This window comes from Ruminococcus sp. NATIVEDY160 (assembly GCF_045819885.1).
Classification (GTDB): Bacteria; Bacillota; Clostridia; order Oscillospirales; family Acutalibacteraceae; genus Ruminococcoides.
On sequence record NZ_CP162391.1, the window covers coordinates 1,365,832 to 1,388,962 of the forward strand.

Genomic DNA, 23,131 nt, shown 5'->3' on the forward strand with positions numbered 1-23,131 from the left:
GTGAGGAAAATATGCAGGACATGATTCGTAAAATCGTAGAAGCGGATACCGAAGCGAAAGCTATGGACGAGGCTAACCGAAAGTCTGCCGAGGAGGAAAAACGGAAGATAGAACAGGAAGCCGCCGCGCTCTACAACAGTTATATGGAAAGCGCAAAGCGTGAAATAGTCAAAAACAACGCATATCTGGAAAAACGTTACTTCAAGCGGTGGACTGATATCACCGCCAAACAGGCATCGTCGCTGATAAAACTGAGAATGGATTATGAACAGAACTGCGACAGATGGGTTGACGAAATCGTCCGGCGTGTGCTGGAATAACAAAGGAGGCGTAAGGATGTCAACTACTTCCTATGCTGTCCTCGCAAAGGCACGGGCAAAGTACGGCAGGCACCTGACCGACCGCGACTACTCAAGCATTGTCGCCTGTCAGAGCGTTGCCGAGGTTATGGTCTATCTTAAATCACACACCCACTTCTCCTCCGCCCTTTCCGAGGTAAACGAACGCGACGTCCACAGAGGCAGACTCGAAATGCTGCTCCGTCAGTACCAGTTCTACGAATTCGACTCGCTCTGCCGGTACGATTCGAGCATGAGCGAGGGCTTCTCGAGATACGTCGTCGAAAAAACCGAGGTTGAGCAAATCATACGTTTTCTCATTTTGCTCAACTCAAACTCAACGGAAAAGTTTATTTTCCAGTTCCCCGCCTATTTTGTCAAGCATACCTCTCTCGACATAAACAAGCTAGCAAACGCGCGCGATTACAGCGAGTTTCTGAGCGCTCTGTCGGGTTCGGTGTATTATGATATACTCAAAATCTACAAGCCCGACCGCAGGGGTATGCTGCCCGTTTCCTACATGGAAAACAAGCTCTACGCCTATGTTCTGGGCAATGTGTTCGAGCTGATCAAAAAGAAGGCGAAGGGCACCGAGCGAAAAGAGCTTCTGCAAATGTTCTACACGATCAACGATTATACTATCTTTTCAAAAATCCTGAGATTGAAAAAGTATTATAATCTCTCGCCCGAGGTCATCAAAACAAATCTCATTCCCGAGTACAGCGACCTCAACGCCAAGATGATCGACAGAATGTGCGCCGCGGAATCCTCGGCGGAGGTTTTCAGGATAATGCAGAGCAAGGGCTGCGGCAGGCTGATAAACAAGATCGGCTACACGTATGCGAGCGATATCAGTCCGCGCGTGCAGTACCGCATGGCAAAAAAGTACATTCATTTTTCCGATAACCCTTCCGTTGTGATGATTTCGTACATGTTTCTCGCCGAAACAGAGCTGACAAACGTCATCAGCATGATCGAGGGCATTCGATATCAGCTCGACAAATCGATAATCCAGTCATTGATTATAAGATGACTGCTAAAAAGAGGTGAATAATTTTGGCAGTATCATCACTGCAGGCCCTGAACGTGATCGGTCTGATGGAACATATCGACGAGGCTATTACCGCACTCGGTGAGTCGGGTGTTTTCCAGCCAGATGACGTCAGCAATTTCTATGACAACGTTCAGGATTTCACACATTTACAAACAAAAAATACCTTCGCGGAGCCTTTGACAAACCTCAAGGCAGCTCTCAACCAGACCAAGCGCAGCTTTCCGCTGACCGACGTCAGCGATTTCAGCCCCTCCGTCGAGGATCTGGAAAACTTCTCCGCCGTCACCACAGCCGATATCGACGCGCTGATCGACAAGAGAGAAACCGCTGCCGCAAAGCTCAATGAGGTCAGACAGAATCTCAGCGTGACAAGCCACTTTATCGGCATGGGCGTTGAAATCGAGAAGGTTCTCAAAATGAAGTACATGAAGGCGCGCTTCGGCAGACTGCCCAAGGACAGCATGTCAAAGCTCGAGGCGTACCGCGACAACGAGTATGTCGACTTCGCCGTCTGCACCGAGGACAAGACTCACTGCTGGGGCGTGTATTTCGCTCCCTTCGACGTGGTGGAGGAAATCGACAAGATCTTTGAGGCGCTGTTCTTTGAGAGGTGCAATCTCGTCAGCGAGAACGAAACGCCGCGCGAACGCATCGAGGACTACAAAAAAGAAATCCCCGCGCTCGAAGCAAATGTCAAAAAGGCGCAGGCTCAGCTTGACAAGTACCTCGACGAAAACAAGGAACAGATAACAAATTATCTCTCCAAGCTCGAGGAGCTTTACCTCTACGCGAGCATAAGAAACAAGGCGCTCCAGTACAACAACAGCTTCATCATCGTCGGCTGGGTTCCTACAGAGAACAAAAAGCAGCTCAGCCGCAGACTCAAGAAGATACGCAGCATCGAGGTAGATTTCTCCGATGCAAAGAACGAGCTGGATAAGCGCCCGCCCGTCAGGCTCAAAAACTGCTTCCTCGCAAAGCCCTTTGAGTTCTACACCGAAATGTACGGCGTACCTGAGTATAACGAGATCGACCCGACGCTCTTCATTGCCTTTACCTATGTCGTGATCTTTGGCATAATGTTCGCCGATCTGGGACAGGGACTTCTGCTCTCGGTCGTCGGCATACTGATGTGGAAGATAAAAAAGATGAAGGTCGGCAGGATACTCTTCCCTTGCGGAATTTCCTCCGCGATATTCGGAACTGTCTTCGGCTCTGTGTTCGGCTTCGAGCACCTGCTCGACCCCATGTTCCACGCCCTCGGCTTTGAGGAAAAGCCGATGCAGGTAATGAACCCCGAGAACACGAACTCCGTTATCCTCACGGCGATAAGCATTGGCGTTATCCTGCTGATCGTCGCAATGTTCCTCAACGTCTTTTCTTCGCTGAGGCAGAAGAATCTCGGCAAGGCGCTGTTCGGCACAAGCGGTCTTTCGGGAATCGTATTCTACGGCGCGGCTATCTTCGCCGTCGTCGCTGAGGTTTTCCTCGGCTGGCACGTGGTTTCGCTGTTCTATATTCTCGGTCTGATCGTGCTTCCGTTTATACTGATTTTCTTTGCGGAACCGCTCGGAGATCTGGTCAACGGCAAAGAGGACTGGCAGCCCGAAAGCTGGGGCGGATATATCGTCGAAAACATCTTTGAATCCATCGAAGTGCTGCTCGGCTATGTAACCAACACAATGAGCTTCCTTAGAATCGGCGTATTCGTACTGGTTCACGCGGGCATGATGCTCGTCGTATTCACGCTTGCCGAAACCGCAGGCGGTGAGTTCAGCATTCCCTACTGGATCATCATTATTTTCGGCAACGCGCTTGTTATGGCGCTCGAAGCCCTGCTCGTTTCAATTCAGGTACTCAGACTCGAGTATTACGAGATGTTCAACCGCTTTTATTCGGGTGAAGGCAGACCCTTCAATCCCGTTAAGTTAAATATTGAATAATTTTTGGAGGTTATTTTTATGTCTATTCTTTTTAATCTTTTATTCTCTGCTGTCCCCGTTATTTTCCTGGTAGGCTCCGTTGTCCTCGCTGTCAAGGCTGTTTCCCGCGGCAAGAGCAGAAAGAGAACACTTCTTATGCAGCTCGCTTCCTTTGCTGCCGTATTCGCTCTCTGTGTTATTTTCCCGATCGTTGCAAACGCTGCAGGCGACGCTTCCGCTGCAGCTGACGCCAGCGGCATGAAGTACATCGCGGCAGCTGCGGCTACAGGTATCGCCTGTATCGGCGGCGGCGTAGCTGTCGGAAACGCTGCTCCCGCGGCTATCGGCGCAACAAGCGAGGATCCCAAGGCGTTCGGTAAGGCGATCATCTTCGTCGCTCTCGGCGAAGGTATCGCGCTCTACGGCGTACTGGTTTCAATGCTTATCATCAACAGCTAAGTGAGAAACCATGAAATTTTATTTAATCAGTGATAACGTCGATACCAAAATGGGTATGCGCTTCGCGGGAATTCCGGGCGTTGTGGTTCACGAGGAGGAAGAGGTCAGACGAGAACTGATGCAGGCGATCGAGAACGAGGATATCGCGGTCATTCTGATGACGGAAAAGCTCGTTTCGCTCTGTCCCGACATAGTTTACAACCTCAAGCTGAACCGCAAAAAGCCGCTTATCGTTGAAATTCCCGACCGTCACGGAAACGGCAGAACGAAGGACAGCATCACCAAATACGTTCAGGACGCCATCGGCGTAAAGCTGTAAGCGTTATCATGGAACTGAGGTAATGATATGGCAAGAAATAAAACCGATAACTTTCTGAGGGCGATCAAAAAATACGCCAAGGCGCAAAGCACGCTCCTGCAGACCGAGGTCAAGCAGCTTAAATCCGAACGGATCAAGGAAGCTGAGGAAACCGCGCGCCGTGACAGCGAACGTCTGATCAAGGATAAGCTGCACGAGAAGCGTAACCATGAGATGGCTGTCCTCGCTAAAAAGACCCAGGAGGGTCAGAAGGAGCTCTTTGTCGAACGCACAAAGATGACCGGGGAGATATTCTCGAAAGCGTCTGACAAGCTGATCGACTTCACCAAAACAGACGAATATACCCAAAGGCTTTGCAACAGCGCAAAGGCTATCGCGGAGCTTTTCGGCGACAGGGACTGCGTGCTCTATGTAAACGAGCGCGACCTCGGCACCGCAGAGAGCTTCAGGGACTTCTTTGCGGGCAAAGTTGAGGCAAAGGCTGATAAAACCATCAAAATCGGCGGTATCAAGGGTTACTGCCCCGAAATGGCTATCATCGCCGACGAAACCCTTGACACCAAGCTGGAAGCACAGCGGGAGTGGTTTATCGAAAACGCCACCCTTTCCGTACTATAAGCCGAAAGGGAGGAATTAAATTAATATGAATCAAAATGTAATATACGGAATCAACGGCCCTGTTGTCACCGTCAGTGACACCGACAGCTTTGAGATGATGGAAATGGTTCACGTCGGCGTTCAGAACCTCGTCGGCGAGGTAATCGGCATCACCGACAAGCTCACCACTATCCAGGTTTACGAGGAAACAACAGGCCTAAAACCCGGCGACCCCGTCACGGGTACGGGCGCTCCGATGAACGTGCTTTTGGGACCGGGTATCATCGACAACATTTTCGACGGCATCGAGCGTCCCCTGAAGGCTATCGAGGAACAGGCAGGCGCGTTTATCAACAGAGGCGCTTCAGTTACATCTCTCGACACCGAAAGACTCTGGAACGTCACAATGAAGATCAAAATAGGCGACAAGCTCGATGGCGGTCATATCTACGCGACCATACCCGAAACCCCGATCATCGAGCACAGACTTATGCTCCACCCCGACCTCTCGGGTGTTGTCACAGAGGTAAAGCCCGACGGCGAATATAAAATCTTTGACACCGTAGCGGTCATCGAGGACGACCTCGGCGAAAAGCACGAGCTCAAGCTCTGCCAGCAGTGGCCTATCAGAACATCGCGTCCCGTAAAGGACAGACTCACGCCATCTATCCCGCTGATCACGGGTCAGAGAATCATGGACACACTCTTCCCCATCGCCAAGGGCGGCACGGCGGCTATCCCCGGCGGCTTCGGTACGGGCAAGACCATGAACCAGCACCAGCTCGCAAAGTGGTGCGACGCGGACATCATCATCTACGTCGGCTGCGGCGAGCGCGGAAACGAAATGAGCCAGGTTCTCGAGGAATTCTCCGAGCTTATCGACCCGAAATCGAACCGCCCGATGACAGACAGAACCGTGCTCATCGCGAACACCTCCAACATGCCCGTTGCGGCGCGTGAGGCTTCTATCTACACGGGCATCACACTCGCTGAGTATTACCGCGACATGGGCTATCACGTAGCTATGATGGCAGACTCCACGTCGCGCTGGGCTGAGGCTCTGCGTGAGATCTCGGGACGACTCGAGGAAATGCCCGCCGAGGAAGGCTTCCCCGCTTATCTGCCCTCGCGTCTTGCAGAGTTCTACGAGCGCGGCGGACGTGTAAAGGCTCTCTGCGGCGACGAAGGCTCCGTTACCATTATCGGCGCGGTTTCTCCCCAGGGCTCCGACTTCTCTGAGCCTGTCACCCAGAACACAAAGCGCTTCACACGCGTTTTCTGGGCGCTCGACAAGGCTCTCGCCTACGCCCGTCACTATCCCGCTATCAACTGGATCGACAGCTACAGCGAATACTTCAACGACCTCGACCCGTGGTTCAGAGAACACCTCGGCGACGACTTCGTTGAGTACAGAAACAGGATCAGCGCGCTGCTCCAGGAGGAAAGCTCGCTGATGGAGATCGTAAAGCTCATCGGCTCCGACGTACTTCCCGACGACCAGAAGCTCGTTATCGAAACCGCGAGAGCTATCCGCGTAGGCTTTTTGCAGCAGAACGCCTTCCACGCCGAGGATACATACGTACCCCTCGAGAAGCAGAAGCTGATGATGAAGGTTATTCTTCACCTGCACGCAAAGGCAAAGGAAGTCGTCGCGCGCGAGATTCCGCTCTCGAAGATTTCACAGCTCGGACTCTTTGACAAGCTCACCAAGATGAAATACGATATCCCCAATGACAGACTCTCGATGTTTGACGGTTATATTGAAGAAATTGACCTCAAGCTCGGCGAATTATTGAAGTAAGGAGGAAACGCGCAATGATTATAGATTATGTTGGCGTTAAAGAAATCAACGGCTCGCTGATTGTTATCGACGGCGTTAAGGGCGTTTCCAACGAAGAAATTGTAGACATTAAGCTCGAAAACGGCTCCACAAGACAGGGTCGTGTCGTTCAGATTGAGGGCGAAAGGATCGTCGTGCAGGTCTTTGAAGGCACGAGAAGAATCAGCCTCAAGAATACCCGCACCCGCCTGACAGGTCACCCGATGGAAATGCCGCTCTCTCCCGAGATCATCGGCAGAGTGCTCGACGGCGCCGGCAGACCTATCGACGGTCTAGGCGACATCTTCCCCGTCAAAAAAGCTAACATCAACGGCACGCCTATCAACCCCGTTTCGAGAGTATACCCCAAGAACTACATCAACACCGGTATCTCGACGATCGACACACTGATGACGCTTATCCGCGGTCAGAAGCTGCCTATCTTCTCAGGCTCGGGTATGACTCACAACGACCTCGCGGTTCAGATCGTGCGTCAGGCGAAAATCAGCGGCGCTGACAGCACTAACTTCGGCGTTGTTTTCGCGGCGATGGGCGTTCAGAAGGACGTCGCGGAGTACTTCCGCAAGAGCTTTGAGGAAAGCGGCGTTCTCTCACGAGTCGTCATGCTCCTCAACCTCAGTAACGACCCGATTATCGAGCGTACGCTTACCCCGAGATGCGCGCTGACCATCGCGGAATACCTCGCGTTTGAGCTCGATATGCACATTCTCGTCATTATGACAGACATGACCTCCTACGCCGAGGCTCTGCGTGAGTTCTCGTCCTCAAAGGGCGAGATCCCCGGCAGAAAGGGTTATCCCGGTTATCTCTACTCCGACCTCGCTTCTCTGTACGAGAGAGCGGGCATGATCAAGGGTCATTCGGGTTCGGTAACTCAGATCCCGATTCTCACCATGCCGAACGACGATATCACCCACCCCATTCCCGACCTCACAGGCTACATCACAGAGGGTCAGATCGTTCTCGACCGCACACTCCAGGGTCAGGGTTTCTATCCGCCCGTAAGCGTTCTGCCGTCGCTGTCGCGTCTGATGAAGGACGGCATCGGCGAAGGCTACACGCGCGCTGATCATCAGCCACTCGCGAACCAGCTCTTCGCGTCATACGCAAAGGTTATCGATGCGCGCGCGCTCGCGTCGGTTATCGGCGAGGAGGAGCTTTCCCCGATCGACAAGAAATACATCGAGTTCGGCAAGCTCTTTGAGCAGAAGTTCGTAAACCAGGGCTTCAGCGAGAACAGAAGCATTGAACAGAGCCTCGACTTGGGCTGGGAGCTTCTGTCGACCCTGCCCAGAGCTGAGCTTGACCGTGTTGACGACGCGGTTCTCGACGTTTATTACAAGGGCTAAGAAGGTGTAGTCATGGCTGTACAGGCAGTACCCACCAAGGGTAACTTAATGAATACCAAAAAATCGCTCTCGCTCGCCAAGAACGGCTATGAGCTGCTCGACCGCAAGCGCAACATTCTCATCAGAGAGATGATGACGCTTATCGACCACGCAAACGCCATTCAGGAAAAAATCGACAGCGCGTACGAGGAAGCGTACATCGCCCTCCAGACCGCGAATATCTCAAACGGCTTCTGCGAGGAGATATCAAACGCTATACCCGTTGAGGACGGTCTGCACCTCGATTCGCGCAGCGTCATGGGCGTTGAGATTCCGATTCTCACCATCGACGAGGTTGAGCATTACGAGTTTTTGCACTACGGCACAAGAACCACCAACGCGGCTATCGACAAGGCGTTTATCCTCTTCTCGAAGGTAAAGTACCTCACCGTTGAGCTCGCGGAGATCGAAAACAGCGTTTACCGCCTCGCGGATTCCATCAAGAAAACCCAGAAGCGAGCAAACGCTCTGAAAAACATCATGATTCCGCGCTTTGAGGAAACCGTCAAGTTCATCACCGACGCTCTCGACGAAAAGGACAGAGAGGAGTTCAGCCGCCTCAAGGTCATCAAGCGCAAAAAGCTCAGGGACAGCGAAAGCGAAAGCGCATAAAAAAATGGCAAGCAGTTAACGCGCTGCTTGCCTTTTTCATTTTTAAATACTATTTATTCATGTCCTTCAGCACGCGGTCAGCCGCGAGCATGATGCCGAGCTTGCCGCCGTGGAAGTTGAGTCCGCCCTGCATCCACACGGCGTACGGTTCTCTCAGAGGTGCGTCCGCCGAAAGCTCGATAGACGAGCCGAGTGTAAACGCTCCTGCCGCCATAATAACCTGACTCTCGTAGCCGGGCATATCGGACGGCATCGGCTGAACAAAGCTGTCGACCGCAGAACCGCTCTGGATTCCGCCGCAGAAGGAAATGAGCTTTTCCTCGTCGCCGAGCATGATAAGCTGGATAATATCTCCCCTGTCGTCGCTGTACTTAGGAGTGGTTTCAAATCCGAGCAGCTCAAAGAGCGCCGACGCGAAAACCGCAGTCTTGAGCGCTTCGCCCGTGACGTGAGGAGCGTGATATGCACCCATGAACATCTCGCGGTTAACGCCGAGAGTCGCGCCGATCTCCTTGCCCGTACCGGGAGTGGTCAGTCGGTAGGCGCACATCTCGACAAGCTCCTTTTTTCCTGCAATGTAGCCGCCTGTGGGAGCGATACCGCCGCCCGGGTTCTTGATAAGCGAGCCTGCCATGAGGTCAACGCCTATCGTGAGCGGCTCAACCTTCTCGACGAACTCGCCGTAGCAGTTGTCGAGCATGATGATCGATTTCGGCGACACGCGCTTTGTGATATCACAGATTTTCTTTATCTCGCGCCATGTCAGAGTCGCGCGCAGGCTGTAGCCGCGCGAACGCTGGATATACACCATCTTCGGCTGCTTTGCGGCGATGTCGCGCTCAGCCTGTTCATAGTCGACGGTGCCGTCGGGCAGCAGGTCGGTCATCTCAAAGTTGATGTTAAAATCCTTGAGCGAACCGGGGTAGTTGCCCTCGATGCCGATCGCGGAACGTATAGTGTCGTAAGGCATTCCGGTCACACAGTGAACAGTGTCGTTCGGGCGGAGAACGCCGAACAGAGCTACCGTCAGCGCGTGGGTGCCGCTCACGAAGTTGTGGCGGACAAGAGCGTCCTCGGCGTCAAAGGCGAAGGCGTATACCCTGTCGAGAGCGTCTCTGCCGAAGTCGTCGTAGCCGTAGCCCGTGGAAGCGCAGAAGTAACTCTCGCGCACTCCCGCGTTCTGGAACGCCTTTATCATCTTCACCTGATGGTATTCCTGGATTTCATCTATCTCGCGCAGCTTGTCCGCGCAGAGCGCCATGGCCTTCTCTGATGCTTCAAGTATGCGTTCGTCAATATCAAAAAATTTCAAATAATCACCCTATAAAAGATATTCTCGCCATGTGCCGCACTCGGAAAAGCCGAGTCCGCTGTAAAAGCTGACGTTCGCGTTTTTCGCGCGGTGGAGAAATACGTTCTTACCCTCGCTGATAAGAGAATTTGTGATGTGCTTCACCACAGCGGAAGCAAAGCCGGACCTGCGGAACTCCTGTGCGCAGGCGACAGCGCCTAAAACCGCGCCGTCGTCGCTTTCGGCAACCGTCATGGCGAGAGCCGCGAGCTTGCCGTCATGCTCAATTCCGCAGATACGCGCCGCGTTGTGGCGCAGCTTGTGGTTCACGTCAACGTAGAAATCCTCGAACGCGGGCGGACGGAAGTTCTCGTCGGCACAGCCGAAAATCAGCTCATACGCCGCGCGCAGGTCAGGCTCGACAAATCTCAGACCCCCGTCCTCCTCAAACGGAGTATTGCGCACGAGAACAGCGCCCGTTGTTGTTTTCATGTTAAGATCAAGCTCGTAGCTGCCGCTGCAGATTATCCCTGCCGCGCCGCCGACGCGCACGAACGACGAAACCTCGTCTAAATCGGATTTGTCGGTCAGAAATAATATAAAATTCGAGCCGTTGCGGGCTACAGCGCCTGTTACGGCACCGCTTTCATCGTCGAGCTGGAGCCAATAGTCGACAAAAACCAGCTCGGGCCGGTAGCTCTGGTACAGCGAAAGAATGCGGCAGGCGAACGGGTCAAGAGCCGAAAAAGCCCTTATAGCGCCCGCAAAGTCAGTGTTTTCGGTGACAGCCTGTATCATAGCTCACCGCCCGCGATTTTCTCAGCCATCTTGTGCGCGAGGAGCATGACGCTCTCGCAGTCTGACTTATTTGCCACGCAGTTAGGCGCGTGAAGGTAGCGGCACGCGAGAGAAATAGCGAGGGTGCGGATACCGCCGTTTGACTTGTGGATAATTCCCGCGTCGTTGCCGCCTGCTACGGCTCGCTTGTACTGAGCCTTGACGCCGATTTCGTCAGCCGTTTCGAACGCCGCCTTTACAAGTCCCTTGTCATAAATCGTTGTTCTGTCCATCACGGAGGCAACAGCGCCTTCGCCGAGGGTGCAGACCTGCTTTGTCGGCTCGATCTCGGGGATATCGGCGGCTGTAGTGGTTTCTATCACAAGAGCGAATTCGGGGTCAATGCTGTACGCCGCGACCTTTGCGCCGCGCAGTCCGACCTCCTCCTGTACAACAAAGGCAAAGTCGGTATCGTACTTCAGATCGCTCTTTATAAGCTCAATCAGGACAAGACAGCCAAAGCGGTCGTCGATAGCCTTGGAGCGTATCGTGCTCTCAGTTTCGGCAAACTCGCTGTCAAAACAAATGCTGTCGCCTATTCCGACAACGCTCAGAGCATCATCGCGGCTGTCAGCGCCGATATCGATATACAGCTCGGAGTACGCCGGAATCGCCGCGTTCTCATCGCCGTTTGTAAGGTGGACGGGCTTTATGCCGATAACGCCGATAACGCCGTTCCTGCCGACGCGGACGCGCTTGCCGACAACGACTCTGCGATCAAGACCGCCGACCTCGTCGAACTTGAGAAAGCCGTCGGACGTGATATCCGTCACCATAAGTCCGACCTCGTCCATGTGAGCTGAGAGCATCAGCTTGTTCTCAGCGCGATCTCTGCCCTTTTTATGTACAAGAATATTGCCGAGATTATCGATTCTGATTTCGTCGGCACAGTCCTTTATTTCATTTATGATTAAGTCGCGAACCTCTCCCTCGTCGCCCGAGATACCGTCTGCGGCGCAGAGCTTTCGCAGCAGTGTGTAATCAATCATCAAAAGCACCTCCGCTGAGAATATAAGCCGAAATCAGCTTTGCGGTACGCTCCGCGTCGTCCGGGTGCATGACCTCCGCCTGGGTGTGCATATACCTCTCGGGAATCGAGAGCATGGCGGTCTTTACTCCGCTCTTTGTAACGGAGATATGGTCGGCGTTGGTGCCCGTTCTGCCCGACATAGCTTCATACTGCAGGGGTATACCCTCGCTCTCGGCGAGAGCCTTGAGCCTCTCGGTCATCTGTCGGTTGAGAATCGGCGAGTAACCGAGCATGGGGCCTTTATTCAGTTCAATATTGCCGTACTGTCCCGAAACGTCAGGCTGGTTTGCAAAGCTAACGTCGACTACTATCGCTTCGTCCGCATCAATCTGAAACGCGCCCGTCATTGCGCCCGAGCCGTAGGTTTCCTCCTGAGCGCTCAGGAGAATAATGACCTTATAGTCAAGCTCCCTGCCGCTGAGTAATTCCGCGACGCGGATAAGAGCTGCCACGGAACAGCGGTTGTCGAGCGCAGGTGATGTGATTTTTCCGCCCAGAAGCTCCGTCGGCTGCTCGCGGAAGGTCAGCTTGTCACCGACAGATATTTTGCGGCTGACTTCTTCGTAACTCATTCCGAAGTCGAGCCAGATTTTATTGATCGGAGTCGCCTTGTCCTCGCTGCCGTCAGAAAGGTGCGGCGGCAGGGAACAGACCGTGCCTGTCAGACCGTCCTCTGTGGTGAGCACTGCATTCTGGAGCACGCGGATATCCATTCCTCCGCACTTGTCGACCTTGACAAAGCCCTTGTCGTTGATATCAGTGACAATCAGACCTATTCTGTCGAGGTGCGCGTCAAGGAGAACGGTTTTCTTCGCGTCGGGGTTGCCGAGGGTGGCGAATAGATTGCCGTTGTGGTCGGTTCTTACCTCAGAATACGGCTCTAAGTATCGCGCTGCCACAGCACAGGCGGATTCCTCGCTGCCCGAAACGCCCTGCGCCGAACAGAGGGCGAATATTATTTCTTTTAAGTCCATCATATTACTCCAGTCCGTTTACTATCGACTTGAAGTGGTTGCCGCGTTCCTCGAAGTTCTTATACAGTCCGAAGCTCGCGCTCGCGGGTGAAAGAGATACGATATCGCCCTTCCCGGTGTTTTCAACAGCGGCGGCGACGGCTTCCTCCATGTTGGTGACGTTGATGATTTTAATAGCGCTTTCGTCGAAATTATCGGCTTCTCTTACCGCCTGCTCGATCTTGGGAGCGGTGTCGCCGAGGAGAATGAGGAGCTTTACCTTGTCGTTGATTACGGGACCGAGCGGCTCGTAAGGAATATGCTTGTCATATCCGCCCGCGATGATCGCGATCTTGAAGTCATAGAGCGAGAGTGTGCCGAGCGCCGTACGGGTCGGGCTGGAAGCTATGGAGTCGTTGTAGTAGCGCACACCCTTGTATTCCCTGACAAACTCCGCGCGGTGAGCGACGCCGCCGAATTCCTTTGCGACCTTGACTATTGTATCAACGTCGACCATACCCCAGACAGCGGAAATCGCCGCGAGGTAGTTCTCGACGTTGTGCATGCCCGGAATGCGGATATCGGAGATATCCATGATTCGCGTTACCTTACCGTAGTCGCTGTAGCAGATCGTGGTGCCATCAAGATACGCGCCGTTGGAGAGCTGTTCCTTAACGCTGAACTTGCAGAGCTGACCGCGGACGTTCTCGGAAAAGCTGTTCGCGATTTCGTTATCGAGGTTGACTACCGCCTTTGAGAACGCGCTCTGGTGAAGCACGATGTTGCGCTTTGAATCGATGTACTCCTGCATATCCTTGTGGATATCGAGGTGGTTCGGCGCGAGGTTTGTGACAACCGCCACGTCGGGGCTTTGGCGCATGGAAATAAGCTGGAAACTCGAGAGCTCGACAACCGCATAGTCGTCGGCACTTATGCTCTCGATTTCGGGCAGCAAGGGCTTGCCGATGTTGCCTCCGAGGTGAACGGTCTTTCCCGCCGCCTTCAAGAACTCGGAAATGATCGTCGTTGTGGTGGTCTTGCCGTCGGAGCCTGTGACGGCAATTGTCTTGCACGGACACAGCTCAAAGAAAACCTCCATCTCAGAGGTCAGTACATTTCCGCTCTCGCGCACAGCCACAAGCTCGGGCTTGTAGAACGGTGTGCCCGGGCTGCGGAAAACTATGTCCGCGTCGATATTGTCAAGGTAGCAATCTCCCAGAATCAGCTCAGCGCCGTACTCCTTTGCGAGCACGCCGTTTTCGCCGAGGGCTTCAAAGTCCTTTCTGTCGAGCGCCTTGACCTTTGCTCCCTTATCCGCGAACAGCTTTATCAAAGGCAGGTTGCTTGTGCCGATGCCGATAAAGGCTACGGTCTTGCCCTTGATTCCTTCAAAAAAACGGTTTACCGAAGTATTCACAAAAATCCCTCTCTCGTAAAATTATCATACTTATTTATTATACTAATAAATGGAGAAAATTTCAACCGTTATTGCAATATTCCCCTGTGGGTGGTACAATGAAAATGGTGATGAAATGCTTTACGATTTTATTATGACTGACAAAAACGACAAAATACCGCTCTATCGGCAGATTTACCACTCCGTCAGACGGGCTATCGAGAACGGCAACCTGAAGAAAAACGACCGCCTGCCGTCTATAAGAGAACTGAGCAGCTCGCTGTCGCTCTCAAAAACCACCGTGATTTCTGCCTACGACCAGCTGTGCGCCGAGGGTTACATTACAAACCGCCCGAAAAGCGGTTATTTCGTCGCGGCTGACTTTGAGAACCGCCCGAAGATTGCCGAGAGCATCGAGGATAATTCTAAAAAAGAAAATAAGTACTACGAGTATGATTTCAGCACCAAGAGCATTGACAGCAGCGTTATTGACCTCGCTATCTGGCGCAAGGAGATAAAAAATATCATCAACCGCAGCTACCTTCTGACCTCATACGGCGACGCTCAGGGTGAGGAAGCCCTGCGTTACGCGCTGCAGAAATACGCGCTCGGAATCAGAAGCGTCAACTCAAAAATGTCTAATATTATAGTCGGCGCAGGTACCCAGGCTGTATTGTATCTCTTGTGTTCGCTGATCGGAACTGATAAACGCGTCGCTCTGCAAAAGTCGAGCTTCGTACAGTCGGAATTCGTTTTCCGCAGCTTCGGATATGAAATCTGCTACTTCGACAGCGACGATTTGGGCGTAACGATCGATTCACTCGACGAGATAAACCCCGATATTATCCTTGTCAACCCGAATTTCTCGGGCAAACGCGGCCTTAATATGCCTGTGACAAGGCGGCTCGAGATGATTCGCTGGGCAGCTAAGCACGGCGCGTATATTATCGAGGACGATTTCAACGGCGAGCTGCGATACAGCTCCCACCCTATTCCCTGCGTTCAGTACTATGACTCTGAGCACACTGTGTACATCGGCTCGTTCTCAAAGGTACTGCTGCCGTCGGTTCGTATCAGCTACATGGTGCTGCCTGAGAGCCTGATGAAGGATTTTTCGGAATGCAAGCCCTACATTAATCAAATCGCCTCAAAAACCGAACAGCTCGCGCTGGCGGGATATCTCAACTCGGGCAAGATGGACTCGCATATCCGCAGAGCAAGGCGTGTTTACCTCGAAAAGAGCAGGCAGACACTTGAGAGTATAAAGAGATACTTTCCAAACGCAGCTCTTACCTTCAACGAAACCGCAATGTATGTCGCCGTTAAGCTGCCGAAAGAAGTAAACCGCGCCGAAATCGACAATGCGCTTGAAGAAAACGGAATCCGTCTGATGACATCTATTAAATCGGACAGTGACTTCGGCTTCTGCTTCTCGGGAATACCGATAAATAAAATAGACGAGGGTATCCGCCTCGTCAGTGAAATAATATTCAAACAGCCGGCTTGTTAAAAGTCGGCTGTAGTTATTTGTATTAAGATTTAAAGCCGCTCCTGAAGCCGCCGATAAGGGTGAAGATACCGAATACGGCTATGTCGGCGATCACTATTGTCGCGCCTACGGGAGTGTTCGCAAGGATTGATACCAGAATACCTATCGCCGCGCAAAATACCGACAGACATGCCGAGCAGATCGTGACGGATTTAAAGCTCTTGAAAACGCGCATTGCGGACAGCGCAGGGAAAATAATAAGCGCGGAAATAAGAAGCGAACCTACGAGGCTCATTCCGATTACGATAATGGCTGCAATGATTATCGCGATAATCAGATTATAGACACTCACCCGTGTACCTGTTGCGCGCGCGAAGTTCTCGTCGAAGGTAACGGAAAAAATCTTGTTGTAAAAGAAGATGAACGCAAGCACAACCACGAGCGACAGCACCGCGCAGAACCAAACGTCCTCTTCCTTGAGAGTGATGATCGAGGTCGAACCGAAAAGCGTTGTGCACACGTCGCCCGAGACGTTAGCCGAGGTCGGGAACTTGTTCATCAGAAGATAACCGAACGCAAGCGCGCCGACGGATATCATCGCGACAGCCGCGTCGCCCTTTATCCTGGTGTTGGTGCCTGTGCGCAAAAGCAGAACCGCGCTGATTATAGTGATAGGCATAACGATGAACATATTATTCGTCAGCCCCACGACAGCCGCGACCGCCATTGCGCCGAACGCGACGTGAGAGAGTCCGTCGCCGATGAACGAGAAGCGCTTGAGCACCAATGTCACGCCCAGAAGCGAGGCACAGAGCGCTATCAGTATACCGACGATGAAGGCGTAGCGCACAAACGGCATCTGGAAAAACACCGCGAGGCGCGAGAACATTTCTTCCATCAGAACTCGCCTCCCATCAGAACCGACAGCCTTTTGCCTGCCTTGCTCTCCTCAAACTGGCGGCGCGTGCCGAAAAACAGCTCGTCGCTGATGTGGAGAATATGGGTGGCGTACTTGAGCGCGGCGGAAATGTCGTGCGAAATCATTATTATTGTGATGCCCTCGTTCTTGTTGAGAGATTCGATAAGGCTGTACATATCAGCCGTGACGATTGGGTCAAGTCCCGCGACAGGCTCGTCCAGAAGCAGCATTTTTTTCGTCGCACAGAGTGCGCGCGCCAAAAGAACGCGCTGCTGCTGACCGCCCGAAAGCTCGCGGTAACAGCGGTTCTTCAAGTCCTCAATGCCCATCTTGCGGATATTTTCCATGGCGACGCGCTTTTCAGCCTTTGTGTAAAACGGTCTGAGTCCGCACCTTCCCTGAAAGCCCGAAAGAACTATTTCCTTTACCGAGGCGGGAAAGTCCTTCTGTACTACCGTCTGCTGCGGAAGGTAGCCGATTTCACGGGAACGAAGCCCGTCGCCGGTGATGATCTCGCCCTTCATCGGCTTGCGCAGTCCGAGAATAGTTTTCATGAGGGTGGATTTACCCGAGCCGTTCTCGCCGACGATACAGAGATAGTCGCCCGCGTTGACGTGAAAGCTGAGGTTCGAGATTATCTCCTTGCCCTCGTAGCCGAGAGAAAGCTCACGGCAGGTTAACTGTGACATATTTTCTCCTTATTTCCCGACCGCGAGCGCCGTTTTGAGCACGTCGAGATTCTTTTCCATCATGCCGATATAGTCGTCTCCGCTGTCAATCATTTCCTTTGAAACTGCCTGCATTGAGTTGAGCTGAAGGATTTGCGCGGTCTTGTTGTCAGAGGTTTCGATTATTGTCTCGGCGAGCTTTCCGTCCGAACCGTCGATCGTTAACACGGCAGGCAGCTCAAGCTCTGTCAGCTTGTCCGCGAGAAAGGCGACTGTCTCAAAGCTCGCCTCGCTGTCAGCCGAACAGCCTGCAAACGCGGCGTAGTATTTCAGCTTATAGTCGTCGACAAGGTAGCGGAACGGAAAACGGTCGCCGAAAAGCAGGGTGTCGTATTTCTTGTCCGCCTTCACAAGAGCGTCGGTGTGCTTGTCGTCGAGGGCTTTCAGCTTCTCCTGATACGTCTTTTCGTTCTTCTCATATACATCGGCGTTTGCAGAATCAGCGGTCTTTAGTCCGGCTGCCAGCTCGCGGCAGAATAGCTCCGCGTTCTTTACCGAGAGCCAGACGTGCTCGTCATAAGCGCCGTCATCGTCCTCCTCTTCCTCTGCCTGCATTCCTTCAACAAGCTCCTCGTCTTTCGCGTAATCGCCGAGAAGGTCGAGCAAAGATACCTTATACTTGCCGTCGTTGTCCTTAAAAAACGCTGCCGCGGAGTCGTTTACCCACTTGTCAGACTCGCCGCCGACGTATACAAAATAATTGCAGTCGCTGATTTTTACCATATCCTCGGCGGTCGGCTGGTAGTTGTGGATATCCTTGCCGTCCTCGACGAGAAGAGTCAGCTCGACGTTCTCAGCGCCGTCTGTGATATTCTGCAGCCAGTTGTAAACGGGATAGATCGTTGTCACTATCTTGAACGCTTTGCTCTCGGTTGTTGTTGTGCCGCAGCCTGCAAATAAACAAAGCGTCATCACGGCGGTGAGCATTAATGCTATAAGTCGTTTCATCTAGTCCTCCTTGTTTTTGCGACAGGACTTGCAGACGCCGTACAGCACCGTGTTCGCCTTGTCAATCTTGAATTCATCGCTTTGCTCGAGGTTATTCATAAGCATCTCGACCCCGGGCATATTCATATGATATGTTCTGCCGCACTTCTCGCACGAAAGGTGCAGACAATCCTTGCAGGAATCGCTGTCGGTGTAGAGATAATACACCTCGCGAGTGCCGCTTTTGCTGACGCGGCGTATCTTGCCCTCCTTCTCAAGGTCGGAGAGGTTGCGGTACACAGCGCTGATGCTGATTCCCTCTCCCGAAAGAGCTGTTTCGAGCTGCTTTGCCGTGAGCTCCTCGTCGGCATGCTCTGACAAAAAAGCAAGCAGCGCCTTCCGCTGCTTTGTCATATACTTAGGCAAATCATCGCCTCCCAATTTGCAATTCATTCGCAAATTATTATACCAAATCAGAGGCGGTATGTCAAGCAATTTGCGAATATTTCGCAAATTCGATTTATAAGGCAAGTAATTATTATTTATGATTTATATATTACTATTGCGCAATTTTTCAGGTTATGATATAATCTTATTGTGTATTTTTAAAAATGAGGAGGAAAATTATGTGGGAGCAAATACTCTCGACCGTTGAGGAGGTAAATAATTTTCTCAACGGTATTGTTTGGGGCTGGCCTGTGGTCATTCTTATTCTCGGCACGGGCATTCTGCTCACCGTCAGGACAAAATTCCTGCAGGTGCGCAAGTTCGGCGAATCGCTGAACACAACCATAGTCCCCACTCTCAAGAGCTTAGGCAAAAAACGCGAGAAGGACAGCCGCGTCAAGTCGGTATCTCAGTTCGAGGCGTTCTCAACCGCTATCTCGGGAACAGTCGGCACCGGAAATATCGTCGGCGTTGTATCGGCAATACTGACGGGCGGTCCCGGCGCTGTATTCTGGATGTGGATCTCGGCGTTCTTCGGCATGGTCACAAACTACTCCGAGAACGTACTCGGTCTGTACTTCCGCAAGAAAGACAAGGACGGCAACCTCTCGGGCGGCTCGTTCTACTACATCGCGAACGGTCTGAAATGGAAATGGCTCGCTTACTGCGCCGCTATCTTCTGTGTGTTCGCGGCAATCGGCATGAGCGGTGTGCAGACAAACAAAATCTCCGGCACTCTCACCGAGGCGCTCACAAGGGTATGGACGGCTGAGAACGCCATGACAATCAAGCTGATCATCGGTGTGATCGTCGCGGCTCTGACTGCGGTTATCATCATCGGCGGCATTCAGAGAATCGGCAAGGTCACATCTATGCTCGTTCCGTTTATGTCGCTGCTCTTTATAATCATGTCGCTCATTGCGATCATCATTCACTTTGACCAGGTACCCAAGGCTTTCGGTCTTATCTTCGAAAAGGCTTTCAATTTCCAGGCGGCAGGCGGAGGTATTCTCGGCTACTCCTTCGCGCAGGTCATCAAAAAAGGCATGGCGAGAGGCGTATTCTCAAACGAAGCAGGTCTAGGCTCGTCCGTTATCGCGCACTCCGCTTCCGAAACAAGAGAGCCTGTAAAGCAGGGTCTTTGGGGTGTGTTTGAGGTATTTTTCGACACCTTCATCATCTGCACCCTCACCTCTCTCACCTTCCTGACGACCTTCGATCTCAACACTCTGACCGCCGATATGGACGACTCCGTTATGGCCATGTCGCTGTTCTCAACTAACTTCGGCACCTTCGGCGTTGCAGTGTTCTCTATTATCCTTCCGCTGTTTGCATTTACGACGATTATCGCGTGGTCGTACTACGGCGAAAAGGCTATTGAATTCTGTTTCGGCTGGGTCAGCGAGAAAAAGCGCAAGTACATAATCATCGCGTTCAAGATCGTTTACGTACTGCTGATCGCGGTTTCCGCGGCGATCCACGGCGAGCTTATCTGGGCGATCGACGACACCTTTAACGGTCTGATGGCTGTGCCGAACCTGATATGCCTGATTGCGCTGAGCGGTCTTGTGGCAAAAATCACGAAGAACTACTTTGACCGTAAGAAAGGCAAAAGACTTGAGCCGATGCTCTCCGCTTATCCCGATATGAACGAGGAATTCAAGCAGGATATCATGACTGACAATCTCGAGATGAAATAAACGCAAATCACCCCTGACCGATTAAGTCAGGGGTGTAATTTTTTATTTATTCCCATTCTTAAGTGCAAAGCAATCATTAAACAACTTCGTTTAATAAATATTGCTTCTCGTGGGAAAATATGGTTTCAATTATACATTTTTGTTTAGTTATCACAGCTTGTGCTATCAAAAAGCTATCAGTCATTTGCTATCATTCGTAGCTTGGTTTATTTCTGATTACTTTTGGTTTATTATAGCATAGCTGTCATTTAAAATCAACACTTTAAAGCGATAAATTGATTATGCTTTTTGATCTTGATAATAAATCGAAAAAGTGTCACGCTTTTGGGCTTCAAAACGCAGTGCTTATGCGCCCTTTGAGAAGCAAAACCAGTTAGGTAGGGTAATTATATTACTTTGCAAGCTTGATGGTAATAGAAAACGCCGCCAAGCAGGAGGGTTCCGACTTGGCGACTTGGTTATTATTCGGTTTTGGAATTATAATGCGGTTATCAATACAATAAAACGTGGCTCTGTAATATTGTTTTGCAAGCCTAGGCTTCCACTAATTCGTTCATTTTTTGATATAATTCCGGAAATTCTTTTCTAAAGGATAAATACGGCTTATAGCTTCCGTCCTTTGCAAAAAAATGAGAGCTGACGCCCTTGTAGCAGAGCTCGTTTGTATCGGTGTTGATGATCTCATAGGCAAAGCTCATCTTTACGCCCTTAAATCCGGTCAACCGCATAACCACCTTGAACGGATCGTCGTAACGCAGGTAATTAAGAAATTCTCCCGAAGCGGAAACGCAGGGGATTATGACTCCCGATCTTTCAAGCTCACTGTAAGTGATGAGATTATCGCCCAGCCAATCCATTCGGGCGTCCTCAAGCAGACGCAGATAATTAGAATGATGCACTACGCCCATTCGATCGGTTTCATAATATTTTACTCTTCTGTTGTATTCCCAACTCATAACGGCTCCTTAACAAATCTTAGTTCTGTCAATGCTTCTGATGTCGGTGCGTTTGATTTTTCCGCTTATGGTTTTCGGCATTTCGTCGGCAAATTCCAGAACTTGGATATGCTTGTAGGATGAAACCTTTTTGTTGACAAAACGCTTGATTTCTTTTTCGAGCTGTTTGCTCTTTTCAAAACCGTCGGCAAGCTTTACCGTTGCTTTGATAGCCTGTCCTCTTGAAGCGTCGGGAATACCCGTAACCGCGCATTCCAAAACAGCAGGGTGTTTCATCAATACATTTTCGATTTCAAACGGTCCGACGCGGAAGCCTCTTGTTTTGATCAAATCGTCTATTCTTCCGACATACCAATAGAATCCGTCTTCGTCCTTATACGCGGTGTCGCCTGTGTGATAAACGCCGTTTCTCCACACGCTTTCGTACAGCTTTTCATCACCGCAATAGCCCATAAATATACCGTACTGCTGTTTTTGCGGCACGACTACGATCTCGCCGACCTCGTTCTCCTTAAGCTCGTTGCCGTCTTCATCAACTATCATGGTGTTGTACAACGGCGTAGGCTTTCCGAGCGAGCCGGTCTTTGATTCGGTACCGACAAGATTACCGAGCATAAGCACGGACTCTGTTTGACCGAAGCCTTCCTTTAAGCACAGACCCGTCTGCTCATAAACCTTTTCAAATACCGAAGTGTTAAGCGCTTCTCCGGCAGTGGTCAGGTGCTCCAGCGCCGATAAATCATACTTGCTCATATTACGCTTGATAAAATAACGGTAAACCGTCGGCGGCGCGCAAAAAGAGGTAACCTTGTATTTCTCCATTATCCGCAGCAGCTTGTGCGGTGAGAAGCTGTCAAAATCGTAAACCATAACAGCGCAGCCGCACAGCCATTGTCCGTAGATCTTTCCCCACGAGGCTTTGCCCCAACCTGTTTCGGCTACGGTCAGGTGAAGCCCGTTTTCACGGACGTTCTGCCAGTATTTAGCGGTGATTATGTGCGAAAGCGAGTAGGTGTGATCATGCACGACTGCTTTAGGGTAGCCTGTTGTGCCGGAGGTAAAGTAAATCAGCATAGGTTCTTCCGCTTTGGTATCAACAGGCGTGAAGCTTTCGTCTGCCGAATCTATCAGTTTTGTCAGATTGATTGCTCCGGGCAAATCGCGGCGCACAACGAACACTGATTCTAACTGCCGCTTTTGCGCTGCGGCTTCAAGCATATCCTCGGCTGTGCTGCCGTCCGGAGTACAGATCGCAAAACGAATATCCGCTGTTTCTATGCGATAGGTAATATCGTCAACTGTCAGCATATTGGTCGCCGGAATGGCAACCGCGCCTAATTTATGGAGTGCAGGTACAATATACCAGTACTCATAGTTACGCTTCAAAATAACGAGCACTTTATCGCCTTTTTTAACGCCTTGTGCTTTCAGCGCATTTGCCGCTTTATTGCTCAGCCGGCTTATGTCGCCAAATGTAAATGTTTTTTCAACCTTGTCGGGGTTAGTATAGACAAGAGCCCTGTCACCGGGCGCAAGGCGAGCCATCTCATCAACTACATCATAGCCGAAATTATAGCTTTCGGGTACGTTCAGCTGAAAATCAACTAATAAACCGTTTTTGTTTACCGTTGGGGTACAAAACTTTTTGAATAACTGCATAATTAATCTCCTTAAATAAATGGAATAATCATGACTGTACAGTTCGTTAAAGGTTGATCGTCACCAACCGTCATCATTATAAAGAAAGAGTTGAAGAAAGTCAACAAATCGGCTATGCAAATTATCTCAAATACGAATATAGTTATTCGAATTTTGCATAAGTGTATATTTTAGTAGCTTTATGTTTATAAGAGTTACATTTTTCTGATTACAAAAAGCAGTGATAAACGCAACGAACAGATCAAACAAAGTCCGGAAAACAAGGATAAC

General features: G+C 51.3%; 22 protein-coding genes. 11 read left to right on the forward strand and 11 right to left on the reverse strand.

From position 1 onward, the window contains the following. Positions 1 to 11 precede the first annotated feature (11 nt). Genes AB1I49_RS06675 through AB1I49_RS06715 form a run of 9 tightly spaced genes read left to right on the forward strand, consistent with a single transcriptional unit; the run spans position 12 to position 8,529 of the window. Positions 12 to 320: a hypothetical protein gene (locus tag AB1I49_RS06675; RefSeq protein ID WP_186834086.1), complete on the forward strand. Its 309-nt coding sequence runs from the start codon at positions 12 to 14 to the stop codon at positions 318 to 320. A gap of 16 nt (positions 321 to 336) precedes the next feature. Next, a complete protein-coding gene (locus tag AB1I49_RS06680) occupies positions 337 to 1,371 on the forward strand; it encodes a V0D/AC39 family V-type ATPase subunit (protein WP_316610765.1) in 1,035 nt (344 codons plus the stop codon). A 23-nt stretch (positions 1,372 to 1,394) separates the two neighbouring features. Next, positions 1,395 to 3,335 (forward strand): V-type ATP synthase subunit I, encoded by a 1,941-nt coding sequence (locus AB1I49_RS06685; protein WP_407720500.1) that lies wholly within the window; start codon positions 1,395 to 1,397, stop codon positions 3,333 to 3,335. 18 nt (positions 3,336 to 3,353) lie between these two features. Then, on the forward strand, positions 3,354 to 3,773 hold the full coding sequence (locus AB1I49_RS06690; RefSeq protein WP_186834089.1) for an ATP synthase subunit C: 420 nt from the start codon (positions 3,354 to 3,356) through the stop codon (positions 3,771 to 3,773). A gap of 10 nt (positions 3,774 to 3,783) precedes the next feature. Beyond that, entirely contained in the window at positions 3,784 to 4,092 is a 309-nt protein-coding gene (locus AB1I49_RS06695; RefSeq protein ID WP_186834090.1) for a V-type ATP synthase subunit F, read from the forward strand. Positions 4,093 to 4,119: 27 nt separating this feature from the next. After that, entirely contained in the window at positions 4,120 to 4,710 is a 591-nt protein-coding gene (locus AB1I49_RS06700) for a V-type ATP synthase subunit E (RefSeq protein ID WP_316617363.1), read from the forward strand. A 25-nt stretch (positions 4,711 to 4,735) separates the two neighbouring features. Beyond that, entirely contained in the window at positions 4,736 to 6,490 is a 1,755-nt protein-coding gene (locus AB1I49_RS06705) for a V-type ATP synthase subunit A (RefSeq protein ID WP_407720501.1), read from the forward strand. 14 nt (positions 6,491 to 6,504) lie between these two features. Further along, positions 6,505 to 7,878, forward strand: coding sequence for a V-type ATP synthase subunit B (locus tag AB1I49_RS06710; protein WP_186834093.1), 1,374 nt, complete (start codon positions 6,505 to 6,507; stop codon positions 7,876 to 7,878). Between the two features lie 12 nt (positions 7,879 to 7,890). Further along, a complete protein-coding gene (locus AB1I49_RS06715) occupies positions 7,891 to 8,529 on the forward strand; it encodes a V-type ATP synthase subunit D (RefSeq protein WP_186834094.1) in 639 nt (212 codons plus the stop codon). A gap of 49 nt (positions 8,530 to 8,578) precedes the next feature. On the opposite strand, the gene AB1I49_RS06720 is transcribed toward AB1I49_RS06715, so the two are convergent. The 5 genes from AB1I49_RS06720 to murD are packed head-to-tail and all read right to left on the reverse strand — an operon-like array spanning position 8,579 to position 14,057. Continuing rightward, complete coding sequence (locus AB1I49_RS06720; RefSeq protein ID WP_186834095.1) at positions 8,579 to 9,841, reverse strand: methionine gamma-lyase family protein; 1,263 nt, start codon at positions 9,839 to 9,841, stop codon at positions 8,579 to 8,581. Between the two features lie 9 nt (positions 9,842 to 9,850). Next, positions 9,851 to 10,618: a GNAT family N-acetyltransferase gene (locus AB1I49_RS06725; protein WP_407720502.1), complete on the reverse strand. Its 768-nt coding sequence runs from the start codon at positions 10,616 to 10,618 to the stop codon at positions 9,851 to 9,853. Beyond that, on the reverse strand, positions 10,615 to 11,646 hold the full coding sequence (locus AB1I49_RS06730; RefSeq protein WP_407720503.1) for a M42 family metallopeptidase: 1,032 nt from the start codon (positions 11,644 to 11,646) through the stop codon (positions 10,615 to 10,617). The genes AB1I49_RS06725 and AB1I49_RS06730 overlap by 4 nt, the downstream gene beginning before the upstream one ends. Continuing rightward, the gene (locus tag AB1I49_RS06735) at positions 11,639 to 12,664 is read right to left on the reverse strand and encodes a M20/M25/M40 family metallo-hydrolase (RefSeq protein WP_407720504.1); all 1,026 of its coding nucleotides are present in this window, start codon (positions 12,662 to 12,664) and stop codon (positions 11,639 to 11,641) included. Before AB1I49_RS06735 ends, AB1I49_RS06730 begins: the two co-directional genes overlap by 8 nt. 1 nt (position 12,665) lies before the next feature. After that, positions 12,666 to 14,057 carry a UDP-N-acetylmuramoyl-L-alanine--D-glutamate ligase gene (murD, locus tag AB1I49_RS06740; protein ID WP_407720505.1) on the reverse strand — a complete coding sequence of 464 codons (1,392 nt, stop codon included), beginning with the start codon at positions 14,055 to 14,057 and terminating at the stop codon, positions 12,666 to 12,668. A gap of 115 nt (positions 14,058 to 14,172) precedes the next feature. On the opposite strand from murD, the gene AB1I49_RS06745 reads away from it, so the two are divergent. Next, positions 14,173 to 15,546, forward strand: coding sequence for a MocR-like pyridoxine biosynthesis transcription factor PdxR (locus tag AB1I49_RS06745; RefSeq protein WP_407720506.1), 1,374 nt, complete (start codon positions 14,173 to 14,175; stop codon positions 15,544 to 15,546). Between the two features lie 22 nt (positions 15,547 to 15,568). On the opposite strand, the gene AB1I49_RS06750 is transcribed toward AB1I49_RS06745, so the two are convergent. From AB1I49_RS06750 to AB1I49_RS06765, 4 genes are read right to left on the reverse strand one after another with little or no spacing between them, the layout of a single operon-like run. Then, entirely contained in the window at positions 15,569 to 16,423 is an 855-nt protein-coding gene (locus tag AB1I49_RS06750; RefSeq protein WP_407720507.1) for a metal ABC transporter permease, read from the reverse strand. Next, positions 16,423 to 17,133 (reverse strand): metal ABC transporter ATP-binding protein, encoded by a 711-nt coding sequence (locus tag AB1I49_RS06755; protein ID WP_201426552.1) that lies wholly within the window; start codon positions 17,131 to 17,133, stop codon positions 16,423 to 16,425. Before AB1I49_RS06755 ends, AB1I49_RS06750 begins: the two co-directional genes overlap by 1 nt. 9 nt (positions 17,134 to 17,142) lie before the next feature. Then, positions 17,143 to 18,120 (reverse strand): metal ABC transporter substrate-binding protein, encoded by a 978-nt coding sequence (locus AB1I49_RS06760; RefSeq protein ID WP_407720508.1) that lies wholly within the window; start codon positions 18,118 to 18,120, stop codon positions 17,143 to 17,145. Next, the gene (locus AB1I49_RS06765) at positions 18,121 to 18,525 is read right to left on the reverse strand and encodes a Fur family transcriptional regulator (protein WP_186834103.1); all 405 of its coding nucleotides are present in this window, start codon (positions 18,523 to 18,525) and stop codon (positions 18,121 to 18,123) included. Positions 18,526 to 18,725: 200 nt separating this feature from the next. Here AB1I49_RS06765 and AB1I49_RS06770 point away from each other — a divergent pair, with 200 nt between their 5' ends. Then, positions 18,726 to 20,246 carry an alanine/glycine:cation symporter family protein gene (locus AB1I49_RS06770; RefSeq protein WP_316612171.1) on the forward strand — a complete coding sequence of 507 codons (1,521 nt, stop codon included), beginning with the start codon at positions 18,726 to 18,728 and terminating at the stop codon, positions 20,244 to 20,246. Positions 20,247 to 20,779: 533 nt separating this feature from the next. Here the strand turns inward: AB1I49_RS06770 and AB1I49_RS06775 are convergent. Beyond that, entirely contained in the window at positions 20,780 to 21,202 is a 423-nt protein-coding gene (locus tag AB1I49_RS06775) for an acyl-CoA thioesterase (RefSeq protein WP_407720509.1), read from the reverse strand. Positions 21,203 to 21,211: 9 nt separating this feature from the next. Next, on the reverse strand, positions 21,212 to 22,861 hold the full coding sequence (locus AB1I49_RS06780; RefSeq protein WP_407720510.1) for an AMP-binding protein: 1,650 nt from the start codon (positions 22,859 to 22,861) through the stop codon (positions 21,212 to 21,214). Positions 22,862 to 23,131: the final 270 nt, after the last annotated feature.

Coding starts and splice junctions, on each gene's coding strand:
- AB1I49_RS06675 (WP_186834086.1), top strand. CDS start 12: ATGCAGGACATGATTCGTAAAATCGTAGAAGCGGATACCGAAGCGAAA.
- AB1I49_RS06680 (WP_316610765.1), top strand. CDS start 337: ATGTCAACTACTTCCTATGCTGTCCTCGCAAAGGCACGGGCAAAGTAC.
- AB1I49_RS06690 (WP_186834089.1), top strand. CDS start 3,354: ATGTCTATTCTTTTTAATCTTTTATTCTCTGCTGTCCCCGTTATTTTC.
- AB1I49_RS06695 (WP_186834090.1), top strand. CDS start 3,784: ATGAAATTTTATTTAATCAGTGATAACGTCGATACCAAAATGGGTATG.
- AB1I49_RS06700 (WP_316617363.1), top strand. CDS start 4,120: ATGGCAAGAAATAAAACCGATAACTTTCTGAGGGCGATCAAAAAATAC.
- AB1I49_RS06705 (WP_407720501.1), top strand. CDS start 4,736: ATGAATCAAAATGTAATATACGGAATCAACGGCCCTGTTGTCACCGTC.
- AB1I49_RS06710 (WP_186834093.1), top strand. CDS start 6,505: ATGATTATAGATTATGTTGGCGTTAAAGAAATCAACGGCTCGCTGATT.
- AB1I49_RS06715 (WP_186834094.1), top strand. CDS start 7,891: ATGGCTGTACAGGCAGTACCCACCAAGGGTAACTTAATGAATACCAAA.
- AB1I49_RS06725 (WP_407720502.1), bottom strand. CDS start 10,618: ATGATACAGGCTGTCACCGAAAACACTGACTTTGCGGGCGCTATAAGG.
- AB1I49_RS06730 (WP_407720503.1), bottom strand. CDS start 11,646: ATGATTGATTACACACTGCTGCGAAAGCTCTGCGCCGCAGACGGTATC.
- AB1I49_RS06735 (WP_407720504.1), bottom strand. CDS start 12,664: ATGATGGACTTAAAAGAAATAATATTCGCCCTCTGTTCGGCGCAGGGC.
- AB1I49_RS06745 (WP_407720506.1), top strand. CDS start 14,173: ATGCTTTACGATTTTATTATGACTGACAAAAACGACAAAATACCGCTC.
- AB1I49_RS06750 (WP_407720507.1), bottom strand. CDS start 16,423: ATGGAAGAAATGTTCTCGCGCCTCGCGGTGTTTTTCCAGATGCCGTTT.
- AB1I49_RS06755 (WP_201426552.1), bottom strand. CDS start 17,133: ATGTCACAGTTAACCTGCCGTGAGCTTTCTCTCGGCTACGAGGGCAAG.
- AB1I49_RS06760 (WP_407720508.1), bottom strand. CDS start 18,120: ATGAAACGACTTATAGCATTAATGCTCACCGCCGTGATGACGCTTTGT.
- AB1I49_RS06770 (WP_316612171.1), top strand. CDS start 18,726: ATGTGGGAGCAAATACTCTCGACCGTTGAGGAGGTAAATAATTTTCTC.
- AB1I49_RS06775 (WP_407720509.1), bottom strand. CDS start 21,202: ATGAGTTGGGAATACAACAGAAGAGTAAAATATTATGAAACCGATCGA.
- AB1I49_RS06780 (WP_407720510.1), bottom strand. CDS start 22,861: ATGCAGTTATTCAAAAAGTTTTGTACCCCAACGGTAAACAAAAACGGT.